The sequence below is a fragment of the Hymenobacter qilianensis genome (genome assembly GCF_014489555.1).
In the GTDB taxonomy this organism is placed as follows: domain Bacteria; phylum Bacteroidota; class Bacteroidia; order Cytophagales; family Hymenobacteraceae; genus Hymenobacter; species Hymenobacter qilianensis.
The window spans coordinates 1,835,306-1,854,334 of sequence record NZ_CP060784.1; the positions used below are offsets into that span (position 1 = coordinate 1,835,306).

The following is a 19,029-nucleotide window of genomic DNA, read 5'->3' on the forward strand; positions in this document are numbered from 1 at the left end:
GGGCTTTTTTGTGGGTTTATAGAAGCGACGGTCAGGCGCTACTGAAAAAGCATCCGCAGTAGGCCGGCTCGGTTCAGGCTACTTCTCTCCTGCCACCGTTGCCGGCGCCAAAATAGGTTCGGCCGCCGATGGAATGGGCGTAGCCGTGCGCGATTTGCCTTTTAATCGCAGGAATGGCATTTCGAAGAAACGGTAGCTTACCCAGGCCATTGCGGCGCTTATAAGTAAAGCCAGGGCAGAATACACAAACACGAAGCCCAGATCTTCCGGGCCGGGCCAGAAGCGGCGTACGCCTATCAGGGCTATTTGCAGACCGATAGGGTGGAGGCAGTAAAAGCCGTACGTGTAGGTGCCCCAGTAGGTAAGGAAGCGGTTGCGGCTCATTTTATAGAAGGACTCTGTAGCATAGTTCTGCTCCAAAATCACAAACACGAAAAACAGGCCCAGCACTACCCGGCGCCCGGTCAGTAGCACGGTTCCGGTTAGCACGTGCTCCTGAGCCAGAATGAGCGCTACGCCTACCATGTAGCCCGTTACGATAGCCAGCCGCGGCCAGCTGCTCACCCAGGCCCGGAAGCTGGGGCGGTGGAAAGCCAGCCAGGCCGCGCCCCCGCCCATAACCAAGTCAGAGAGCACCGAAAAAGTGTGCTGGTAGAGCACGTCGCCATCGAAGCGGTTGAGGTAGCGAAAAGCCAGGCTGAAGACAATGAGCAGCACAAACAACGCAAGCCGGGCACGCCGAAACAGTAACAGCAGGAGCGGCCAGAATAAATAAAACTGCTCTTCAATAGCCACCGACCACAGCACGTTCAGATTGAATGCTGCCGCCTCCGAGCCATCAAAAAACACCGCCACATTAGCCAGAAAAGTGACGTACCACCAAGGATTTGCGAGCTCATTCCATTCCTGACCCATTTTGGCTTTCAGCACGGGCATCACCAGAAAGCCGAAGGCTACGCAAGCAAAATACAGCGGCCAGATGCGCACAATGCGGCGGCGGTAGAAGGCCGGGATATCGTAGCGCCCCCAGTTTTTCTCTTCCTCCAGCAACAGGTAGGTGATAAGGAAGCCCGACAGCACAAAGAAGAAATTGACGCCCACGTGGCCGGTGCTAAAGGCGTTCAGGCCGTAGCGGTACACCGCCGTAGACTGCACCTCCGGGCTGGGCAGGTTGATGAAGCTATGAATAAGGAAAACGGCGAGGCACGCCACCGTCCGTAAGCCGTCGAGGTTGGGAAAGTAAGGACGTGGAGCCATACCAGGATACTAGGAATAAAGTAGAGGAGGCTAATTTACGGAAGGCTGGATATAGCGTTGATATACTTTCGGGAATAAAACGGACCCTATTTGAGACGTTTTGTAGCCTGCGCTGGAAGCTCTGCGCAGACAACTCCGGAAATAGCCCGTTACTTTGTCGGGCTTCGCTGGTTAAACCAGCTTATCAGACTCTACTCATGCACGTGACCACCCTCCCGTACGCCGCTACCGGTGCCTTTTCTGCTTTAGTTACCGATTATTTAACCCAGCACGCGGCGCTGAAGCCTTTTTACCACCACTTCCCCACCCTGGAGGCCTTTGGGGGGCAAATTGAGGAAAAACAAGCCAGCTATTCAGCCGAGAGCAGGGCGCGACTGGTGGCTAGTGTGCAGGAGCAGTACCAGGGAACAAATTTGCCCCCCAGCGTGGCCGCTAACATAGCATTGCTGGCTCAGCCCACCACGTTCACCGTTACCACAGGGCATCAGCTCAACCTGTTTACGGGGCCGTTGTACTTCATTTACAAGATCATAACCACCGTCAAGCTGAGCCGGCAGCTGAAGGAAAAGTATCCGCAGCACGACTTTGTGCCCGTGTACTGGATGGCCACCGAAGACCACGACTTCGCCGAAATCAACCATTTTCAGCTGTTTGGTAAGCGCCACGAGTGGCAAACCGAAAAGGTAGGCGGTCCCGTTGGGCGGATGGCGGTGGATGGCTTGGAGGAGCAAGTGCTCAGTCAGTTATCGGCGGATGTGCCCGCGGCTTTTGCGGAAGCTTACCGGAAATCATCGACCCTGTCCGAAGCCACGCGTAGCCTGGTAACGGAGCTGTTCGGCGAGATGGGTCTGGTGTGTCTGGATGCTGACACGCCCGCGCTCAAGCAGGCATTGGTACCCGCGCTGGAACAGGAAATCAGTGCGCAGGCGTCGTTTAAGGCGGTGCAAGCCACGAATGAGCAGCTTACCAATGCTGGTTACAAGCCCCAGGTGTACGCCCGCCCGCTCAACCTGTTTTTCCTGACCGACGAAGGCCAGCGCGAGCGAATAGAGCCCGAAAGCGACGCTTTTGTGGTGCGCAACACGGAACTGCGCTACACGACGGAAGAGCTGTTGACTTTGGCTCGCCAGCAGCCCGAGTGCTTTAGCCCCAACGTGGTGCTGCGCCCGCTGTATCAGGAGCTGCTGCTGCCCAACCTGTGCTACATTGGCGGCGGCGCGGAAGTAGCCTATTGGTTTCAGCTCAAGCAGGTATTCGCCGATAATAAAGTCCCCTTCCCGATCCTTTTGCTGCGCAATTCGGGGTTGTATATAAGCAAGCCCAACGCGGGTAAACTGCGCAAGCTGGGCCTCACTGCCACCGACTTATTCCAGCCGCTGGCAGAGTTGAAAAAGCAGGTCGGCAGCACTGTAGGGCAGGAGGAAGTAAGTCTGAAAGCTCAGCAGGACGCAATGGGGGGCATTTTTAAGGAAATAACCGACCTCGCACAGCGCCTCGACCCCACGCTGGTAAAAACCGTGGCCGCCGAAGCGCAGAAGGCTGCGGCCGGCCTCAGCAACCTGGAAAAGCGCCTCATCAAAGCCGCCGAAAACAAGCACGAAATCGTCTTTAGCCAGCTTACAGCTGTAAAAGACAAGCTTTTCCCCAACGGCGACCTGCAAGAGCGCGTGGAGAACGTGCTCAGTATTGTCATCAATAACCCTGAGTTTCTGCAGCAGCTTCTGGATTCCTTCGAGCCACTGGCGCTGGAGTTCACGGTGCTGGAGGAAGAGTAGAGCCGGCTTAGCTACGATGTCTTTAGTCGCTTGCCCAGTTTGCTGGGGGCTTTTTGCTGAACTGTTTATGCTGAAAGCAGACATTCGTCGTAATTTTTTGGCTCGCCGCCGCGCGCTGTCTGAGGTTGAAGTGCAGCGGCGCAGCGAGGGGCTCGGCCAGCAGTTTTTTAGCCAGTTTCCGGTAGCTGACTGGCATTGGCTGCACTTATTTCTGCCGATCAGCAAGCAGCACGAGCCCGACACCTGGCTCTTCATCCGCCGAATATGGGACGAGTTTCCGCAGGTGCAGCTGGCCGTCCCCGTCACGCAGGCCGATGGGCAAACGCTGCGCCACTACCTGCTTATGCCTGATACCCAGCTGGCTACAAACCGATGGGGAATACCTGAGCCTGTAGAGGCGGAAGAAATGCCTCCCAGTGTGTTTGATGCCGTGTTGGTGCCGCTGCTGGCCTGCGACTTGGCGGGCCATCGGGTAGGGTATGGCAAGGGGTTCTACGACCGGTTTTTGGCGCAATGTCGGCCGGAGACGCAGCGGATTGGGTTGTCGTTGGAGCCGCTCATTCCCCAGATTACCGACGTAGATACCACCGATGAGCCGCTGACGGCTTGCATCACGCCCGAGCAGGTGTTTCGGTTTCGCTAAGGGCGAGGGGCCGCTGCGCTGTCCTGCGCAATTATTTCAACCCCCGTAATGCGGGCCTGACCCCAGGGGGCGATACTTATGTTGACCAGCAGGGGCTTGCGTGCTCCACGGCGCTCCAACTCCAGGCCGGTACCTTCGGGCACGTAGTAGCGCTCCAGGTTGTAGCGAATGCGCAGGTTGCGGCGCCAGCGGTCGGCTACCCAGCCGCGCAGCACCACTTGGTCGGCGGGTACGTCGGGTTTTTTAGCGTACACGCGTACTGCCTCGTAGGCCTCGCCGGCTGGCCGCAGCACCACATATACGGGGTCGCCCCGGCGCGGGTGCGGACCGGGCTCGCGCCATAAGCTGGTGGGCAGCTGACTGATAGAATAATTCAGGATAACGTAGTCGCCGTAAAGCAAATCGCGCGGGTCAATGGGCGTGGTGCGGAGCGTAATAACGCGGCCGTAAGCGGTGGTAGCGTAACCCGCCACTGCCACAGCCACAATAAATAGCACCTGCGCCAGAATCGTCAGCAGCAATAGTCGCCGCCGCCGCGCCAAGGGCACCTGATCTGATAAGAGCGAAAACATACGGTGCGATGATTAAAGGTGATTAGCGACTACTGGCGCGGGTATTGCGCCGCCGCAAATACCAGCTCAGGCCCAGCAGCAGCACGCCGCCAAGGAGGAAGAAAAGCGATTTATCCATGAAATCCCAGGTCAGCTTGAAGTACGCCGCCATTGTAGTCAGGATAAACAAAATGGTCCCCAGCGTTACGCGATCAGAGTTTTGCTCAGCTTGTGCCCGCCACAATACTGCTCCCGAGTACGCATACAGAACCACCAACGAAGCGACGGCCAAAGGCAAGCCACTCGGCAAATAAAAGCCCGGCAGCAGCAGCAGCCAATCGGTGGCGCTGCCCAGCCGGCCGCGGGTGCGCTTACCGGCCAACGACAGCGCCAACACTACCAGCAAGGCCGCAACGTAAGCCAGCAAGGGCGGCCGCAACATGCCAGCGTAGCTGCCTACTTCCCCATAAAGCGCCAAGCCCAGCATAAATATAAAAGCCGTAATCAGGGGCGGGCCTTGCAGCGCGCGGCCGGCGGGGCGGTCGGTTTGCCAGTCGCCGGCAGCGTAGATGAGCATAGCGGGCACAAAAAACCACGTGATTTTGGCGTGCAGATGCCCGATAAGTAAGCCCGCTTGCCAGAGCAGGCCGCTAGCCAAAACGCCCCCAGCAGTATATCGGGGCGGCGCCACCAGTAGTAGCCCAGCCCGCCAGCCGTCAGCACGGCCGCCGCGTAGCTGAAGGCGCCCAGCTGCCCCGTAGTATAGCCCTGCACCACGCCCCCAATCACTACCGTCAGCACAAACAGAAACCGGCTGCGGTACAAGTACGTCAGCAACGTGCCCGCCACAGCCCAGGCCACGAGCCCCGTTACGTCGTAGCCGATGAGCTGGTACATCTGCCCGGTCAGAATAATAGCTGCCCCAAACAGAATCAGGCCCAAGCCAACCAAGCCAATTCCCACCGAGCTATTGCCGCGGCGCAGAAAAAACTCACCGCTGGCGTAAGCGCCCAAAAAGGCCCCAGCAGCAGCCCAATCCGCAGCCACTCCGGCAAACCCTGCCAGTTGGCCGCTACTAAACTCAACGCACTCAGCCCGACCAGCAAACTGCCCAAGAGCGGCAACAAGCCGATAGCCCGCGCATCTTCCGGGTATAGCTCCAGCAACTGCCGATGCTGCTCAGGACTGATAATGCCCTTCTTTACCCAGTCCGGCCCGTCGGTTTCAAGAAGTTTGCGACTCATGGGTGGGGAAAGGTGAGGTAGTGAAATTGTGAAGTGGTGAAGGTAGGTAAGGAAGACAAGTTGATAAACATCACTCACCACTTCACAATTTCACTACCTCACCTTTCCGGGCTCGCGTCATTTCGCGCTTGCCGGGCGGGCCGGGTATTTTCTCTACTATCCAGCCTGCCGCTTTCAAACTGCGCCGAAAGCTGCCTTTGGCGCAATAGCTCACCAAAATGCCCCCCGGCGCGGTGGCCGCGAATAATTGGCTGAATACGGCTTCGGTCCACATATCGGGTTGCTTTTCGGGGGCAAATGCATCGAAGTAAACAACGTCGTAGTAGTCTGTGGGCAACTGAAAATTCTGCAAGGCCGCGTGGAGCTTTCGCAGTGTAAAACGCGGCGTAAGTTGCACTGCTTCATTCCAGGGCGCGGCATGCAGGCGGTAGTGAAACTCCTGTAGCTCAGGGTTTAGAATGTAGCGCTCCACGCCCAGCGCCGCAATAACGGAAGCGGATAGCGGATATTTTTCCAGTGTATCGTAGAGGATGGGCTGGGGCTCAAGTAGGCTGCGCTGCAACGTGAGCAGCGCATTCAGGCCGGTGCCAAAGCCGATTTCCAGCACCCGAATTTGCCCCCCAGAAGCCGCCAGAGCCGGCTCCAGGCCCGCCGTCAGGTACACGTGCTGCGCCTCCTGCACGGCACCGTGAGTAGAATGGTAGTGCTCATTCAGCGCCGGCACGTACAGAGTGCTGGAGCCATCTTGCGTCACCCGGACTTCTAGTTGCATAGTATGTTTGTTTAGTTAGAACGTCATGCAGGGCGGAGCATCTCGCGTGCTGATGTTACCATAGTATTCTAACGGCGCGAGCGAGATGCTTCGCTGCGCTCTGCATGACAAAACCTATTTACTTTCGCAAACATGGCCCGCGTAAAAGTAGCCTTACCCGACGCATTCCCGCTCACCGTGCAGATTCCGGTGCGCATCACCGACCTCAACTACGGTGCCCACCTCGGCAACGATGCTCTGCTCAGCATTTTGCACGAAGCCCGCGTGCAGTTCCTACAGCATTGCCAACTACCCGAATTCGACCCCGCTACCAAAATCGGCCTAATCATGGCCGACGTGGCCATAGAGTACAAAGGCGAAGGCTTCCACGGCGACGTGCTCCACATTCAGCTGGCCGCCACCGACCTGCACCGCTACGGCTTCGATGTGGTGTATTGGGTGAAAAACCAGGATGGTCGCGAAATCGCTCGGGCCAAAACGGGCATGCTGTGCTTCGACTATAATACCCGTAAACTGCGCAATTTGTCCCCCGAGATGGAAGCCCAGCTTAGTCTGCCCAGCGCATAATAATTATCTTTAACTATTAACCCTATCCATTCTCTTATGCATTGCTGCGTGCAGATACTTAGGCGATTAAGTTTATTGGTGAGCTTGGTTTTGATAACTGCATGGTCGGCGGTGGCGCAGGGTTCTACGTCAACAAAGCCTATTTTAGAAAGCCAGTATAATGAGTGTACGAAAGCATACACTTATGTGGAAAACATGCCCACGTATCTAGGAGGCAATACAAAAAATTTAATCTCAGACTTAGCTCGTGAATTTCAGGTAGCTAGCACGAAAGCTGGTTGTTCGCCCCCATCTCCTGTTTTTGTGAGGTTTACTGTTGACTCCAATGGTGCTATCTGTAATGTTGCTAGCGTTAATAACTCAGAAAACACTCCACACCCAAAGCTATCGGCGGCGTGCGAAGCTGCTCTGGTAGCAGCAGCCAATAAACTGCCTCGTTTCAAACCGGGCATGCAAAATGGGCGACGCGTAGCGGTTAGCTACACATTGAAGCTGGCATCAGCTCAATAACAGGCACAGAAGTCTATATTCTGGAACCCAAGCGCCTGTTACGTTGTATCTTTGCCCTATGATATCCTTGCCCGTACTTACCAAGCGCGACATCCGCAAACTCACCCCCGACGAGCTCAAAACCTTTATGGTGGAGCACGGCGAGAAGCCTTTTCGTGCCAAGCAGGTGCTGGAGTGGCTCTGGAAAAATACGGCTTCCTCGTTTGAGGAGATGAACAATATCAGCTTGACTACCCGCGAGCTGCTGGCCCAGCACTTTGTTATCAATGGCGTGACGGTGCAAAATCAGCAGCTCAGCAACGACGGCACTATCAAGTCGGCGTTTCGCCTGCACGATGGCAACATTGTGGAGGGCGTGCTTATTCCGCACGACACGCGCATGACGGCCTGCATCAGCTCGCAGGTGGGCTGCTCGCTGACCTGTAAGTTTTGCGCCACGGGCTACATGGAGCGCAAGCGCAACCTCGACGCGGCCGAAATCTACGATCAGGTGGTGCGTATTCGGGAGCAGTGCGAAAGCCAGTACGGCACGCCGCTCACCAACATCGTGTACATGGGCATGGGCGAACCGCTGCTGAACTACGCCAACGTAGTGAAAAGCGTGGAGCGCATTACCGCGCCCGATGGCCTGAACATGGCCCCGCGCCGCATCACGATCAGCACGGCCGGTATTGCCAAGATGATAAAGAAGCTGGCCGACGACGACGTGAAAGCCAACCTGGCCCTGAGTCTGCACGCGCCCAACGACACCAAGCGCAACGAAATCATGCCCATCAACGAAGCCAACTCGCTGGCGGCGCTAAAGGAGGCATTGCAGTATTACCACCAGAAAACCGGCCGCAAAGTCACTTACGAGTACATCGTATTCGAGAACTTCAACGACACGCTGGAAGACGCCGCCGAGCTGTACACCATCAGCAAGTGGCTGCCCTGCAAAGTGAACCTCATCGAGTACAACCCCATCGAAAACGCCGACTACCAGAACGCCGAAGCCGACAAAATCGTGGCATTCCACAAGTACCTGGCCGACCGCGGCGTGCAAACCAACATTCGTCGCTCGCGCGGTAAAGACATCGATGCCGCCTGCGGACAATTAGCCGTGAAAGAAAAGCCTGTAGCTGCCTAAGCTGACAAACAAAAAAAGCCCCCAGAACTGCTCTGGGGGGCTTTTTCTTCTTTAAAGTTTATCAGTCATGGCTACTTCTTGCCTTTACTTTCATTGCTATCAAGACCCATTTTTGTAAGGTGATTTGGGCACTGCTCAGCCATAATGAAGGCAATCTTAACCCCAATCTTTTCCATCTCGGAAGAAGATTGGACGGTCTTTATGCCATAGAATATAGACAACTCCTCTAAGTGCTTAAGTATGGCTCCCTGCATGCACTGCTGCATAATCTCGAGGCGGGCTGAGGGCGTAAGTTGCGCAAATGTGGCTTTCGCTTGCTCCGTATCTAAGCGGTTGCAGATGTCATCTACCAGAACCGTTAACACCGGTTTTTCCTCAGGTGTGATGGTGGGCTTGTTTTTGGCCTCAGATAAACCCAACTGCATAACCAAGGGCTGGCTCGCTGGGCAGGTCTTCATTAGCCGCATCGTGGCTTCCCTACCCAACACTTCTCCTACGGCATTCATTTTTCCTTTACCGATCTTGTTTGTCGTCATCAAACTGCTCAGCTGATCGGTGTGCTCGCTCATGGTCGCAGTTACAATCTGAATAAACAGAGTTTTGCCTTCTTCTGGGGTTAAAGTCTTTAAAGGACGTTTTTTCTCCTCTTCTTCTATCTTGCTGCACATCGTAGCCGACAGAGATTTTACTAAGCGAGCTTGCCCCAGCGTATCAGCTATAGCTTTTATCTTGGTGGCACGAGCCTCGAACTGAAAACTTAGTAGGAGGATAAATAATAAGGAAGTGTATAGCTTTTTCATCCCCGCAAATTACAATATTCTGGCAATTGTATTGATATATATTAACTGCTCTGTTGCCTACTAATACGCAGCCAATTCTCGTATGTATTCCCTTTGAACACTCTCAGTAGAAGCGCTAACAATGGCAAGCTTTCAAGCTATATAATTCTGTTACTTCACCTTGCCAAACCGATACGTGACTTCCAGATAAGCCGGCACAACTATTCCGTCTTCGCCATCGGTGCCGTACAAAATGCCCAGGCTGCCGCTCAGCCGGGCGGCGGCAATGCGCAGGCCCGCCAAGCCCCCGAAGCCACCATCGACTATATACGTCTCATTGAGCAGGGACACACGCCGCGATATGCGGGTAGCACCGCCCAGCACCACTACCGGGCTGCTTTCGACTTCACCATCCGCAAATAAGTAGCCCAGCCCGAGCGTCACGTTATTGTCGGCGGTGCCATAGGTGCCGAGGCCGTAGCCTATGCCGCCCGTTTCGCCGAATACGCTGGCAAACAAAACGCCCGCGCCTACGCTGAACTTCTCGGTTACAGCAACCCCAACTTTGGGCGTCACGGCCAGAATATTCAGCCCCGCGCCCGGCACTAGCCCCACGAGCCCGCCAATGGCTATGTTATTGGTAATGCCGTAGTTGGCTCCTACAAAGAAGATGTTGATGTCCTGCACGTACCCCTCGCCTTGCCGCAGGGTGCGGGCGGTGGGTGCGAAAAAGAGGCGGGTGCCGTTGCCAACTGGTTCCCAGCCTTTTCCGGCCTGGTCAGAAGTGAGGGGCTGCATGGTTTTTATATTGGCCCGCTGCACCGTGATGCGCCCTAGGTCCGTGGTCTGAAACTCGTACTCCCCGGCCCGCTGGGCCACAAGCCGGCCCACAAAAGAAGTGCCCGTGCGAAGCTCAACGGAGTACATCTGACCCAGTGAATCAGGCATCCCGATTCTTGCGGTGCCAAAGCCAGGAGTAGCGCTCAGCATCTTCTGTCGCGCTTCGATGCTGACGCGCACGGCCCGAAAGTCATTGATAGTAAACGGGCGCTGCTTGATGCTGCCATCAAGCATGGTGGCTTGCAGCGTAATGGAGCTGTCAGGCGTCAGGCGCTGAATAAAGCGAGCCTCGCGAAAGTCATCAAACGAATAGAATGGGAACAGCCCATAGGTAATCTTTTCCTGCTTGTCAATTGACTCTCCTACGATGGGACTTACCGTCAGCACCCGGATCTGAGAGGAAGTAGTTTCTTGAGCAGCTGCCTTTTGCGGCGCAAAAAAGCCCCCCAGACCGAGCAGGAGCACAAGCAGACTATAAAGAGGTTTCATACAAATGAGTGCGTGAGGGCAGTGCCGTAAACGTACTCGTTTGCGTGAATATTTAAATACCGATACGTCTGAATAATCAGCCTTTTATTTTCGCCAGGTGCCTTGCGCCCGCGGGCGGCCTGTGCTGATTTCCTCCTTCGATTCGCCAATGGGCACTTCGCGTACTTCTATGCGCACGGCGTGCGCTTTGGGCTGAACTTTCTGCCCAAAGGCATCGGCAAACTCCTGGGTAAACTCGGCCCCGAAAAAGATGATGAGCGACGAGTAGTTGACCCACAGCAGCAGAATAATAACGGAACCGGCTGCCCCGTAAGCCGATGCCGGCTCGGCCTTGGCTATGTAGAAGGCAATCAGGAACTTGCCCAGTACAAATAGGGCCGCCGTGATAAAGGAGCCAATCCAGACGTCGCGCCACCGGATGATGGCATCGGGCAGGAAGCGGTAGATCATGGCAAACAGGGTGGTAGTAATGGCAAGCGATAAGGCCAGATCGAGCAGGCGAATAAAAAACACCGCTACCCCAGGCAACAACTGCTGCAAGTAATCGGTGAAGGCAGTGAGTACCGCGCTGACCACAAACGAGATAAGCAGAAGCAGCGCTACGCTCAAAATTAAGCCAAAGGACAACAGACGGTCGCGGACAAACTGCCAGATGCCGTTACGGGGCTTCACTTTCAGATTCCAGATATCGTTGATACTCTCCTGTAGCGTAACGAAGAAGGTGGTGGCGGCAAAGATCAGGGTAGCCACACCTATGAGCGAGGATAAACCGCCTTGCTGCGTCTGGTTGAACTTGTTGATGGAATCCTGAATGAACTTGGCCTCCTCAGCACCTACTATGCCTCTGATTTGCTGAAAAAGCTGCCCCGTAATTGCCTCAGGACCAAGCACAGCGCTGGCCGAGGTGATGACAATGAGCAGCAAAGGTGGCAGTGAAAATATGGTGTAGTACGACAGCGCCGCCGCGTGGCGAAACGAGTTGTTCTGCATAAATTCGCCAGCCGTAGATTTGAAAATGCCAACGATGTCGGAAAGGCGATAAGGTGTCATAATAAAGGGAAAGCGAGCGATAAGCCTGAATGTACTGGCTACTAGTACGGGCTAGTCAGGCTATGCGTTCGGTTCAGACTTCTATATGTCCACCCATGCGCGCTTCCCGTATAGATGCGCCCGCACCCCACCTATCAAGCAAAGCTCAACGCTAGGCCGGTATTTTTCACATCTTCTATCTTCTTGTTAATGAAGGCTTTTTGTCCTTTTCTGCGCACCGTTGGCTTCGGCCTGGCGGTTACTCTTTCGCTTTACATGATGAGCTGCCAGCGAATTCGCGAGGTGGCCACTATCAGCGCTACGCCGGCGTATCCGGCTGGCCAGGGCTTCGACCTGGCGGGCTCTGACCCCCGTGCTATTGCCATTGCCGACACCGTAATGGCCCGCATGGGCGGCTACCAAAACTGGCAGAATACCCGCTACTTGGCGTGGAGCTTTTTTCGGGGCCAATACCAGATCTGGGACAAATACACCGGCGATTTTCACTGGGAGCAAGACAGCTTAGTAGCCAATTATAATCTGCTTACCCGCACTGGTAAGGCCTACAAAGGCGGTAAAGAAATAACAGATACACCTGGCGGTCAGGAGCTGCTGGAAAAAATGTATCCGGCCTGGGTGAATAACTCGTGGTGGCTGATTATGCCCTTCAAACTGAAAGACTCTGGCGTGACGCTTACCTACCGCGGCTTGGGTACGACCTTCGAAAACGAGCCTGCCGACATCCTACAGATGACGTTTAAAGATGTGGGCGTGACGCCCGAAAACCGCTACGAGATTCGGGTGCTGCGCAGCAGCGGGCTTGTGCATGAGTGGTCGTACTTTGCCAAGGCCGATGACCCCCAGCCGGCCTTTCGCCGTCGTTGGAGCGACTATGCGCAGCACGGCAACATTCTGCTGGCCTCCGACCGCAGCGACCCGACCAAGCCCGCCCGCATCACCGATATAGCTGTTCGCCAAACTGTTCCGGTCGGCATTATGGATAGCCCGGTGCCGGTGCAGAAGCTGAAAAGCTCACTATAAGTAGTGTCTGGGGGGCTTTTAGCGAAGCTCTAAGACTTCACTAGCTCCCACCGCAACGTCTCAATAGGAGCTTCGCGCAAGCGGGCCGATAGCTCCGCATCGTCCTTAAATTGGAGTTGTGCTAGGCTACTCGCTTCCACGCTCACCGTAAAGTGAGAAGCCGCAAACGGCCAGGGCGTAATGGTCACGGGGCCGTCGGCGGTGGGGCGTGCCACGTCGTAGCGCCGCCCATCGGGGCCTTGGCTAATTTCGAGGGCGCGGCCCATTTCAGGTAACTCCCGACGACAGAGAATCAGCGAAAGACGGTCGCACCACTGCATGAGGTCGTAGGCTTGTTGGGCATCAGCTTTATTGATGCCCAAGCCCTTGCGCCAACGCTGCTGATTGGCTTTTTGCTCATCCAGGAAAGCGTCCAGCTCCTTTTTTTGCCCCCTGAGCGATTCGTACAGAAAGCTCAGATGCATGCTAGTAAGCAAGCTGCGCCACTGGCCCTGAAAACGCGCGGCCCGGAGTACGCCGGTAGCTTGTTCCATGGAGAAGTCTACCATCGTGAAATCGGCGGGGGCGCCGGTGGGGGTGAGGCCATAATGGCCGTCCCAGGGGCGCTGCTCGTCGTCGTGCTGGGCAATGGCGGCTAGTAGGCCCACCCAGCGGTCGGTGGGGCCAAACGGGGGCCAGTGCCACGCCAGCTGCGCCGCCAGCAACGCGTGCGACTGCTGGTAGACAATCTGCCAGCCTTGGGTGGTGTAGTTGACAATCATGTGATATAGGTCCGAGTTACGCAACAGGAACGCACTATGAACGAGGAGGTTTTCGAATGTGCCTAAATAACAACGCTCTACCGGGTCGCGGTAGAGCGTTGAAAAACCAATCTGTAGAAAGAAGCCAATTCAACTGACGCTGCTCACCGCAGACATATATTTTATTAGCTGGTCAGCCCAATAGGCTGGTAATTCGATAATAACGCCACCGGCTTGAAACTTACCGTCGGTGTATTTTTTTTCGCTGGAGCGAGTGAGTTGCCAAGCAACTGGGGCCTGCACTATCTGTATTTCGGTATATGGGATCTGTACTGCTACGGAAGAGCTCATCATATTTCGGATTACCACATCCTGGGCGTTGAATATGATCTTCAAATCGTAGTTCCGAGCCCCAACCCAGCCGGATATTAGCTCGGTAATATGCACGTTCTCCTCGCTACCATATTGGTCGTGCAGTTGGCGCCAGCCCGGCAGAAGCGGATTCGTCGGGTAGCGAATAGCTCCCAGGCGTATTAGTACTCTAATGAGCTGGTAGAATATATAGTAAAAGCCGACTATTATTAGTAGCTGTACAACTCCTACTAGCACCTCGCCCAAGCTCATAAATCATTGCTGCTTAGCGGCTCTCAGCCACTTGCGGCTCGGCTTGGTGGAGGTGCAAGAGCATGTCAGCCGTCATTTTGTCTAAATCAAATTCAGGCTGCCAGCCCCAATCCTGGCGGGCGCGGGAGTCGTCGATGCTAGCAGGCCAGGAGTCGGCAATCTGCTGGCGCGAATCGGGCTTGTAGGTTACCTCAAAATCGGGCTCGTGACGCTGAATGGCGGCCGTGATTTCGGCGGGAGAAAAGCTCATCGCGCCCAGATTATAAGACGAGCGTATTTTGATTTGCTCGGCCGGGGCGTGCATCAAGTCCAGGGTGGCTTTGAGCGCGTCGGGCATATACATCATCGGTAAGTACGTGTCTTTCTGTAAGAAACACTCGTAGGGCTGACCGGCTACGGCTTTGTGGTAGATATCCACGGCGTAGTCGGTGGTGCCGCCGCCGGGCAGGGTTTTGTAGCTGATCAGGCCGGGGTAGCGCAGGGAGCGCACGTCGAGGCCGTGGTTTTTGTGGTACCACTCGCACCACTGCTCCCCGGCCAGCTTGCTGATGCCATACACCGTGCTGGGGTTCATAATGGTAAGCTGGGGGGTGTTTTGGCGGGGCGTATCCGGCCCGAACACGGCAATAGAGCTGGGCCAGTACACTTGTGCCACCTTGTATTTCACCGCCAGATCGAGCACGTTCAGCAGGCCGTCCATATTCAGGCGCCAGCCAAATTCCGGGTTTTTCTCCGCCGTAGCCGACAGCAGGGCCGCGAGGTGATAAATCTGCTTGGGACGATACTGGTCAATGATGGCTTCGAGACGGGGACGGTCGAGCACGTCGAGCAGCTCGAAGGGGCCAGCTTCCTGCAACTCAGGCTGCTGGGGCCGGCGCACGTCGGCGGCAATTACGTGGTCGGCGGCGTAGCGCTGGCGCAGAGCGTGGGTGAGCTCGAAGCCAAGCTGGCCGCAGGCACCAATAACGAGAATAGTATCGCTGGGGGTGGTTTCCATGCTGAGAAAAAGGGAATGTGGGTGGGGTGGGGCTACAAAGATACCGGGTCGGGCGGTTATGCCAGTATACTTGCCCGTAGGCAAGCTCGGCAACGCCCGCTCCGCAACTCCCGTGCCCAGCCGAAGCTCATCGGGCAGAAGCAGCCACTTTTGTCTACTTTTGGGTAACGCTCAAACAATACTGTATGCGGCTTTTTGCCCTGATACTGGCCTTTACCTGCTGTATTGCCTCTGTGGCGCAAGGCCAATCGGTGGCGCCCGTTACCTATCGCAACCTGGTGATGGAAGGCGGCGGCATTCGGGGCATTGCCTACGGAGGCGCGCTGGCGGAGCTGGAAAAGCAAGGCGTGCTGGCGGGTATTCAGCGGGTGGGCGGCACCTCGGCGGGAGCTATTCAGGCGGCTTTGCTGGCCGTGGGCTATTCGCCCCAGGAAATTATTGAGGTGGTAAATAACACGCCGGTGCAACGCCTCAACGATGGTCGCCTGATCTTTTTCGGGGGCAGCACGCGCCTGATCAAACAGTACGGCTGGTACCGCGGCGACCAGTTTACGAAGTACCTCAGCGACTTGGTAGCCCGCAAAACCGAGAACCCCGACCTCACCCTGGGGCAGCTTCATGCGCTGGCCCAGCAAGGCAAGGGCCGCGACCTGTACGTGACGGGCACCAACCTGACCACTCAGCGCACGGACGTATTCAGCTACGAAACCCACCCCAATTTGCGCGTAGCCGCCGCCGTGCGCATCAGCATGAGCATTCCGCTGTACTTCCGCGCCGTGCTGCTCGATGAGCAGGGCGAGGTAGTGCGCAAGCCGGCGAAAAATCAGAAGGTGAATGTGTTAGTAGATGGGGGCCTGCTGGCCAACTACCCGCTCGACCTGTTCGACCACGCTCGATATTTGCCCCCCAACACCACAGCGCTGGCCTCTGGGGGGCAAATTGTGAATCCCGAAACCCTGGGCATCCGCCTCGACCGCGCCGAGCAGATTGCCTTTGATACCCAGCCCGATGGCCGCCGCGAACTGGCTCCGTATGACATCAACGATTTCGGCAGCTATATGGGCGCCTTCTATACCTTGGCCATCGAAAACCTAAACCCCACGGCCGCCACCGACTGGCCCCGCACCGTTAGTATCAATACGCTGGGGTTCAATCCGAAAATCAAGCAAGTATCAGCGGCGCAAAAGCAGTCGTTGGTAGATAGCGGCCGACAGGGCGTGCAGGATTTCTTCGCGCGTACACAAGCCAAAAAATAACGAAAATTGCCCCCCACTCACCACTTCACAATTTCACCACCTCACCATATGTACACCACCCTCCAACCCGACCTCGAAAACCAGCTGGCCGAAATAAAAGCCAACGGCCTGTTCAAAAAAGAGCGCATTATTACCTCACCTCAGGGGGCCAAAATTGAAACCAACGAGGCCGGCGAAGTGCTGAACTTCTGCGCCAATAATTACCTGGGATTATCGTCGCACCCGGCGGTGATAGAGGCGGCTAAGGCGGCCATCGATTCACACGGCTACGGCATGTCGTCGGTGCGCTTTATCTGTGGTACTCAGGACATTCACAAGGAGCTGGAGCGCAAGCTGGCCGAGTTTCTGGGCACCAAGGATACGATTCTGTACGCGGCGGCTTTCGACGCCAACGGCGGCGTATTTGAGCCTTTGTTCAACGAGCAGGACGCCATCATTTCAGATGCCCTGAACCACGCCTCCATCATTGACGGGGTGCGCCTGTGCAAAGCCCAGCGCTACCGCTACACCCACAACGACATGGCAGACTTGGAAAAGCAGCTTCAGGACGCCACCGCCAAAGGCAGCCGCCACCGCATCATCGTTACGGATGGCTCCTTCAGCATGGACGGCACCATTGCCCGCCTCGACCAGATCTGCGACCTCGCCGACAAGTATCAGGCGTTGGTAATGGTAGACGAATGCCACTCCACGGGCTTTTTGGGCAAAACCGGCCGCGGCACCCACGAGCTGCGCGGCGTGATGGGCCGCGTGGACATCATCACCGGTACGCTGGGCAAAGCACTAGGCGGTGCTATGGGCGGCTTCACCACAGGTCGCAAGGAAATTATCGAAATGCTGCGGCAGCGCAGCCGTCCCTATCTGTTTTCCAACACCTTAGCTCCGGCCATCGTGGGCGCTTCCTTGCGCGTGCTGGAGCTACTGAATGAGAGCACGGAGCTGCGTGACCGGCTGGAAGAAAACACCAAGTATTTCCGCGAAAAAATGACCGCCGCTGGTTTCGACATCAAGCCCGGCGAGCATCCTATCGTGCCCGTAATGCTGTATGACGCCAAGCTGGCCCAGGAATTCGCGGCCAAAATGCTGGATAAGGGCATCTACGTTATTGGCTTCTACTACCCCGTAGTGCCTCAAGGTCAGGCGCGTATTCGAGTGCAGCTTTCCGCCGCCCACACCCGCGAGCATCTGGATAAGGCCATTGCGGCATTTATCGAAGTTGGCCGTGAACTGGGTACGCTAAAAGATCGAAGCGCTGCTCAGCCCGAAGCTGGACAGGTAGTAACGAACACACCTTAGTTCGTATTGATTGAGATAAAAAAGCCCCCAGAGAGTATCTGAGGGGCTTTTTTATGCCTCTCATATGTAAAAAGTAGCTTTTGCCAGAAATAGAACAGCCTGATTTTGGCGGGTGATACTGCTGAGTATAGCCGAACGCCTGACGTTCTGCGTAAGTGACTGCTTAATCACTACTTGCAGTTCGCTTTTATGTCGGTATATCACATTTTCCTTGTCATGCTGGGCGTGGCCATTCTGGGCGTGGCTTGGCTGCCTTCTTTGCTGGAAAAATACCCGCTTTCCTATCCTATCCTGTTCATTGGACTGGGTATGGCTGCCTATACATTACCACTGGGTTTGCCGCCTGCCGACCCGTTTGAGCACCCAAAATTAGTAACGCATTTGTCGGAGCTATGTGTAATTGTGGCGCTGACCGGTACTGGTCTCAAAATAGACCGCCCGTTTTCGTTGGTCGCCTGGCGCACCCCACTTCGGCTGGTGCTGGTGCTGATGGTTATTACCATCGCGGGCATCACGCTGGCGGGCATCACGTTGGCTGGCTTGGCTTTGCCTTCGGCGGTGCTGCTAGCCGCCTGCCTTGCGCCCACCGATCCGGTGCTGGCCGGCGATGTACAGGTAGGTGACCCCGGCGAGGGCCGCGAAGACAACGTACGCTTTGCGCTTACCGGCGAAGCTGGCCTGAACGACGGCCTGGCGTTTCCCTTTGTTTATCTGGCGCTGGCGCTGCTCCCGGCAGCGTTGCCCTTATCAGCTCGTTTGATTGAATGGGCCTGGATGGATGTGCTGTACCGGATTGGGGCAGGTGTGATGCTAGGGTGGCTATCAGGTCTGTTTCTGTCTTACCTGATTTTCAACTTGCCCAAAAAAATCAGCTTAAAGTCGAGCGCGTATGGGTTTGTGGCCCTAGCGGTCACGCTTATTAGCTACGGCCTAACGGAACTGGTGCATGGCTACGGGTTTTTAGCCGTATTCGTGGCCGCTATTACGTTGCGTGGACGGGAGCGCAAGCATGAGTATCACAAGCAGATGCACGCCTTCACCGACCAGATGGAGCGCCTGCTGATCGTGGTTATTCTTATCCTGTTTGGCGGCGCCATCGCCGGCGGGTTGCTGGCGCCGCTCACTTGGCAAGGCATGCTGATCGGCTTGTTGCTGGTGCTGGTGCTGCGGCCTCTGGGGGGCTTATTAACCCTAATAGGATCCAGGCGAGTGAACATGGCCGAACGCAGCGTGATTTCCTTTTTTGGGATTCGGGGCATCGGCTCCATTTTTTATCTGGCCTATGCGCTGGATAAAGCTGAATTTCCTCAAGCGCGGCAGCTGTGGGCCATTCTAGCATTCACGATGCTGGTGTCCATTGGCTTGCACGGCGTGCTAGCAACGCCCATCATGAACTGGCTTGACCGTCGCCACGGCCGAAAAATAGCCGCCGAATTGAGTGAGTCCGAAGAAGCTGAGAAAGCCAAAGTAGCTACGGCTGAGTAAAAAGACTT

General features: G+C 55.9%; 17 protein-coding genes and 1 pseudogene. 8 read left to right on the forward strand and 10 right to left on the reverse strand.

Annotation, left to right across the window (positions count from 1 at the left end; genetic code table 11):
* Positions 1 to 78: 78 nt before the first annotated feature.
* On the reverse strand, positions 79 to 1,257 hold the full coding sequence (locus tag H9L05_RS08455; protein ID WP_187733781.1) for an acyltransferase family protein: 1,179 nt from the start codon (positions 1,255 to 1,257) through the stop codon (positions 79 to 81).
* Between the two features lie 197 nt (positions 1,258 to 1,454).
* Here H9L05_RS08455 and bshC point away from each other — a divergent pair, with 197 nt between their 5' ends.
* Together bshC and H9L05_RS08465 are read left to right on the forward strand one after the other, a co-directional pair.
* Positions 1,455 to 3,032 (forward strand): bacillithiol biosynthesis cysteine-adding enzyme BshC, encoded by a 1,578-nt coding sequence (gene bshC, locus H9L05_RS08460; RefSeq protein ID WP_187733782.1) that lies wholly within the window; start codon positions 1,455 to 1,457, stop codon positions 3,030 to 3,032.
* A 67-nt stretch (positions 3,033 to 3,099) separates the two neighbouring features.
* A complete protein-coding gene (locus tag H9L05_RS08465; protein WP_187733783.1) occupies positions 3,100 to 3,675 on the forward strand; it encodes a 5-formyltetrahydrofolate cyclo-ligase in 576 nt (191 codons plus the stop codon).
* On the opposite strand, the gene H9L05_RS08470 is transcribed toward H9L05_RS08465, so the two are convergent.
* The 4 genes and pseudogenes from H9L05_RS08470 to mnmD form a co-directional block, all read right to left on the reverse strand.
* Positions 3,672 to 4,247, reverse strand: coding sequence for a GDYXXLXY domain-containing protein (locus H9L05_RS08470; protein WP_187733784.1), 576 nt, complete (start codon positions 4,245 to 4,247; stop codon positions 3,672 to 3,674). The genes H9L05_RS08465 and H9L05_RS08470 overlap by 4 nt on opposite strands.
* A 22-nt stretch (positions 4,248 to 4,269) precedes the next feature.
* Positions 4,270 to 4,884, reverse strand: a complete 615-nt coding sequence (locus tag H9L05_RS26810; RefSeq protein WP_223285010.1) for a hypothetical protein — start codon at positions 4,882 to 4,884, stop codon at positions 4,270 to 4,272.
* Between the two features lie 206 nt (positions 4,885 to 5,090).
* Positions 5,091 to 5,470 (reverse strand): annotated as a pseudogene (locus H9L05_RS08480) (DUF2157 domain-containing protein); the annotation flags it as partial.
* A gap of 82 nt (positions 5,471 to 5,552) precedes the next feature.
* The gene (gene mnmD, locus H9L05_RS08485; protein WP_187733787.1) at positions 5,553 to 6,242 is read right to left on the reverse strand and encodes a tRNA (5-methylaminomethyl-2-thiouridine)(34)-methyltransferase MnmD; all 690 of its coding nucleotides are present in this window, start codon (positions 6,240 to 6,242) and stop codon (positions 5,553 to 5,555) included.
* Positions 6,243 to 6,374: 132 nt separating this feature from the next.
* Here mnmD and H9L05_RS08490 point away from each other — a divergent pair, with 132 nt between their 5' ends.
* The gene (locus tag H9L05_RS08490; protein WP_187733788.1) at positions 6,375 to 6,809 is read left to right on the forward strand and encodes a thioesterase family protein; all 435 of its coding nucleotides are present in this window, start codon (positions 6,375 to 6,377) and stop codon (positions 6,807 to 6,809) included.
* Positions 6,810 to 7,377: 568 nt separating this feature from the next.
* A complete protein-coding gene (gene rlmN / locus H9L05_RS08500) occupies positions 7,378 to 8,445 on the forward strand; it encodes a 23S rRNA (adenine(2503)-C(2))-methyltransferase RlmN (RefSeq protein ID WP_187733790.1) in 1,068 nt (355 codons plus the stop codon).
* A gap of 71 nt (positions 8,446 to 8,516) precedes the next feature.
* Here rlmN and H9L05_RS08505 read toward each other — a convergent pair whose 3' ends face one another.
* From H9L05_RS08505 to H9L05_RS08515, 3 genes are all read right to left on the reverse strand, one after another.
* A complete protein-coding gene (locus H9L05_RS08505) occupies positions 8,517 to 9,245 on the reverse strand; it encodes a hypothetical protein (RefSeq protein WP_187733791.1) in 729 nt (242 codons plus the stop codon).
* 150 nt (positions 9,246 to 9,395) lie between these two features.
* The gene (locus H9L05_RS08510) at positions 9,396 to 10,553 is read right to left on the reverse strand and encodes a hypothetical protein (protein WP_187733792.1); all 1,158 of its coding nucleotides are present in this window, start codon (positions 10,551 to 10,553) and stop codon (positions 9,396 to 9,398) included.
* An 84-nt stretch (positions 10,554 to 10,637) separates the two neighbouring features.
* Complete coding sequence (locus H9L05_RS08515) at positions 10,638 to 11,603, reverse strand: YihY/virulence factor BrkB family protein (protein ID WP_187733793.1); 966 nt, start codon at positions 11,601 to 11,603, stop codon at positions 10,638 to 10,640.
* Between the two features lie 189 nt (positions 11,604 to 11,792).
* Here H9L05_RS08515 and H9L05_RS08520 point away from each other — a divergent pair, with 189 nt between their 5' ends.
* Positions 11,793 to 12,623: a hypothetical protein gene (locus H9L05_RS08520; RefSeq protein WP_187733794.1), complete on the forward strand. Its 831-nt coding sequence runs from the start codon at positions 11,793 to 11,795 to the stop codon at positions 12,621 to 12,623.
* Positions 12,624 to 12,652: 29 nt separating this feature from the next.
* On the opposite strand, the gene H9L05_RS08525 is transcribed toward H9L05_RS08520, so the two are convergent.
* Positions 12,653 to 13,384, reverse strand: a complete 732-nt coding sequence (locus tag H9L05_RS08525; RefSeq protein WP_187733795.1) for a DUF3891 family protein — start codon at positions 13,382 to 13,384, stop codon at positions 12,653 to 12,655.
* Positions 13,385 to 14,000: 616 nt separating this feature from the next.
* Positions 14,001 to 14,984 (reverse strand): NAD-dependent epimerase/dehydratase family protein, encoded by a 984-nt coding sequence (locus H9L05_RS08530; RefSeq protein ID WP_187733796.1) that lies wholly within the window; start codon positions 14,982 to 14,984, stop codon positions 14,001 to 14,003.
* Positions 14,985 to 15,169: 185 nt separating this feature from the next.
* On the opposite strand from H9L05_RS08530, the gene H9L05_RS08535 reads away from it, so the two are divergent.
* The 3 genes from H9L05_RS08535 to H9L05_RS08545 all read left to right on the forward strand — a co-directional run bounded on the left by H9L05_RS08535 (position 15,170) and on the right by H9L05_RS08545 (position 19,021).
* Positions 15,170 to 16,240 carry a patatin-like phospholipase family protein gene (locus H9L05_RS08535; protein ID WP_187733797.1) on the forward strand — a complete coding sequence of 357 codons (1,071 nt, stop codon included), beginning with the start codon at positions 15,170 to 15,172 and terminating at the stop codon, positions 16,238 to 16,240.
* 48 nt (positions 16,241 to 16,288) lie between these two features.
* The gene (kbl, locus tag H9L05_RS08540; protein WP_187733798.1) at positions 16,289 to 17,536 is read left to right on the forward strand and encodes a glycine C-acetyltransferase; all 1,248 of its coding nucleotides are present in this window, start codon (positions 16,289 to 16,291) and stop codon (positions 17,534 to 17,536) included.
* A gap of 189 nt (positions 17,537 to 17,725) precedes the next feature.
* Positions 17,726 to 19,021 carry a cation:proton antiporter gene (locus tag H9L05_RS08545; RefSeq protein ID WP_187733799.1) on the forward strand — a complete coding sequence of 432 codons (1,296 nt, stop codon included), beginning with the start codon at positions 17,726 to 17,728 and terminating at the stop codon, positions 19,019 to 19,021.
* Positions 19,022 to 19,029: the final 8 nt, after the last annotated feature.

Bases quoted from the DNA above. Each gene is read 5' to 3' on its own strand.
- H9L05_RS08455 (WP_187733781.1), bottom strand. From the start codon at position 1,257: ATGGCTCCACGTCCTTACTTTCCCAACCTCGACGGCTTACGGACGGTG.
- bshC (WP_187733782.1), top strand. From the start codon at position 1,455: ATGCACGTGACCACCCTCCCGTACGCCGCTACCGGTGCCTTTTCTGCT.
- H9L05_RS08465 (WP_187733783.1), top strand. From the start codon at position 3,100: ATGCTGAAAGCAGACATTCGTCGTAATTTTTTGGCTCGCCGCCGCGCG.
- H9L05_RS08470 (WP_187733784.1), bottom strand. From the start codon at position 4,247: ATGTTTTCGCTCTTATCAGATCAGGTGCCCTTGGCGCGGCGGCGGCGA.
- mnmD (WP_187733787.1), bottom strand. From the start codon at position 6,242: ATGCAACTAGAAGTCCGGGTGACGCAAGATGGCTCCAGCACTCTGTAC.
- H9L05_RS08490 (WP_187733788.1), top strand. From the start codon at position 6,375: ATGGCCCGCGTAAAAGTAGCCTTACCCGACGCATTCCCGCTCACCGTG.
- rlmN (WP_187733790.1), top strand. From the start codon at position 7,378: ATGATATCCTTGCCCGTACTTACCAAGCGCGACATCCGCAAACTCACC.
- H9L05_RS08505 (WP_187733791.1), bottom strand. From the start codon at position 9,245: ATGAAAAAGCTATACACTTCCTTATTATTTATCCTCCTACTAAGTTTT.
- H9L05_RS08510 (WP_187733792.1), bottom strand. From the start codon at position 10,553: ATGAAACCTCTTTATAGTCTGCTTGTGCTCCTGCTCGGTCTGGGGGGC.
- H9L05_RS08515 (WP_187733793.1), bottom strand. From the start codon at position 11,603: ATGACACCTTATCGCCTTTCCGACATCGTTGGCATTTTCAAATCTACG.
- H9L05_RS08520 (WP_187733794.1), top strand. From the start codon at position 11,793: ATGAAGGCTTTTTGTCCTTTTCTGCGCACCGTTGGCTTCGGCCTGGCG.
- H9L05_RS08525 (WP_187733795.1), bottom strand. From the start codon at position 13,384: ATGATTGTCAACTACACCACCCAAGGCTGGCAGATTGTCTACCAGCAG.
- H9L05_RS08530 (WP_187733796.1), bottom strand. From the start codon at position 14,984: ATGGAAACCACCCCCAGCGATACTATTCTCGTTATTGGTGCCTGCGGC.
- H9L05_RS08535 (WP_187733797.1), top strand. From the start codon at position 15,170: ATGCGGCTTTTTGCCCTGATACTGGCCTTTACCTGCTGTATTGCCTCT.
- kbl (WP_187733798.1), top strand. From the start codon at position 16,289: ATGTACACCACCCTCCAACCCGACCTCGAAAACCAGCTGGCCGAAATA.
- H9L05_RS08545 (WP_187733799.1), top strand. From the start codon at position 17,726: ATGTCGGTATATCACATTTTCCTTGTCATGCTGGGCGTGGCCATTCTG.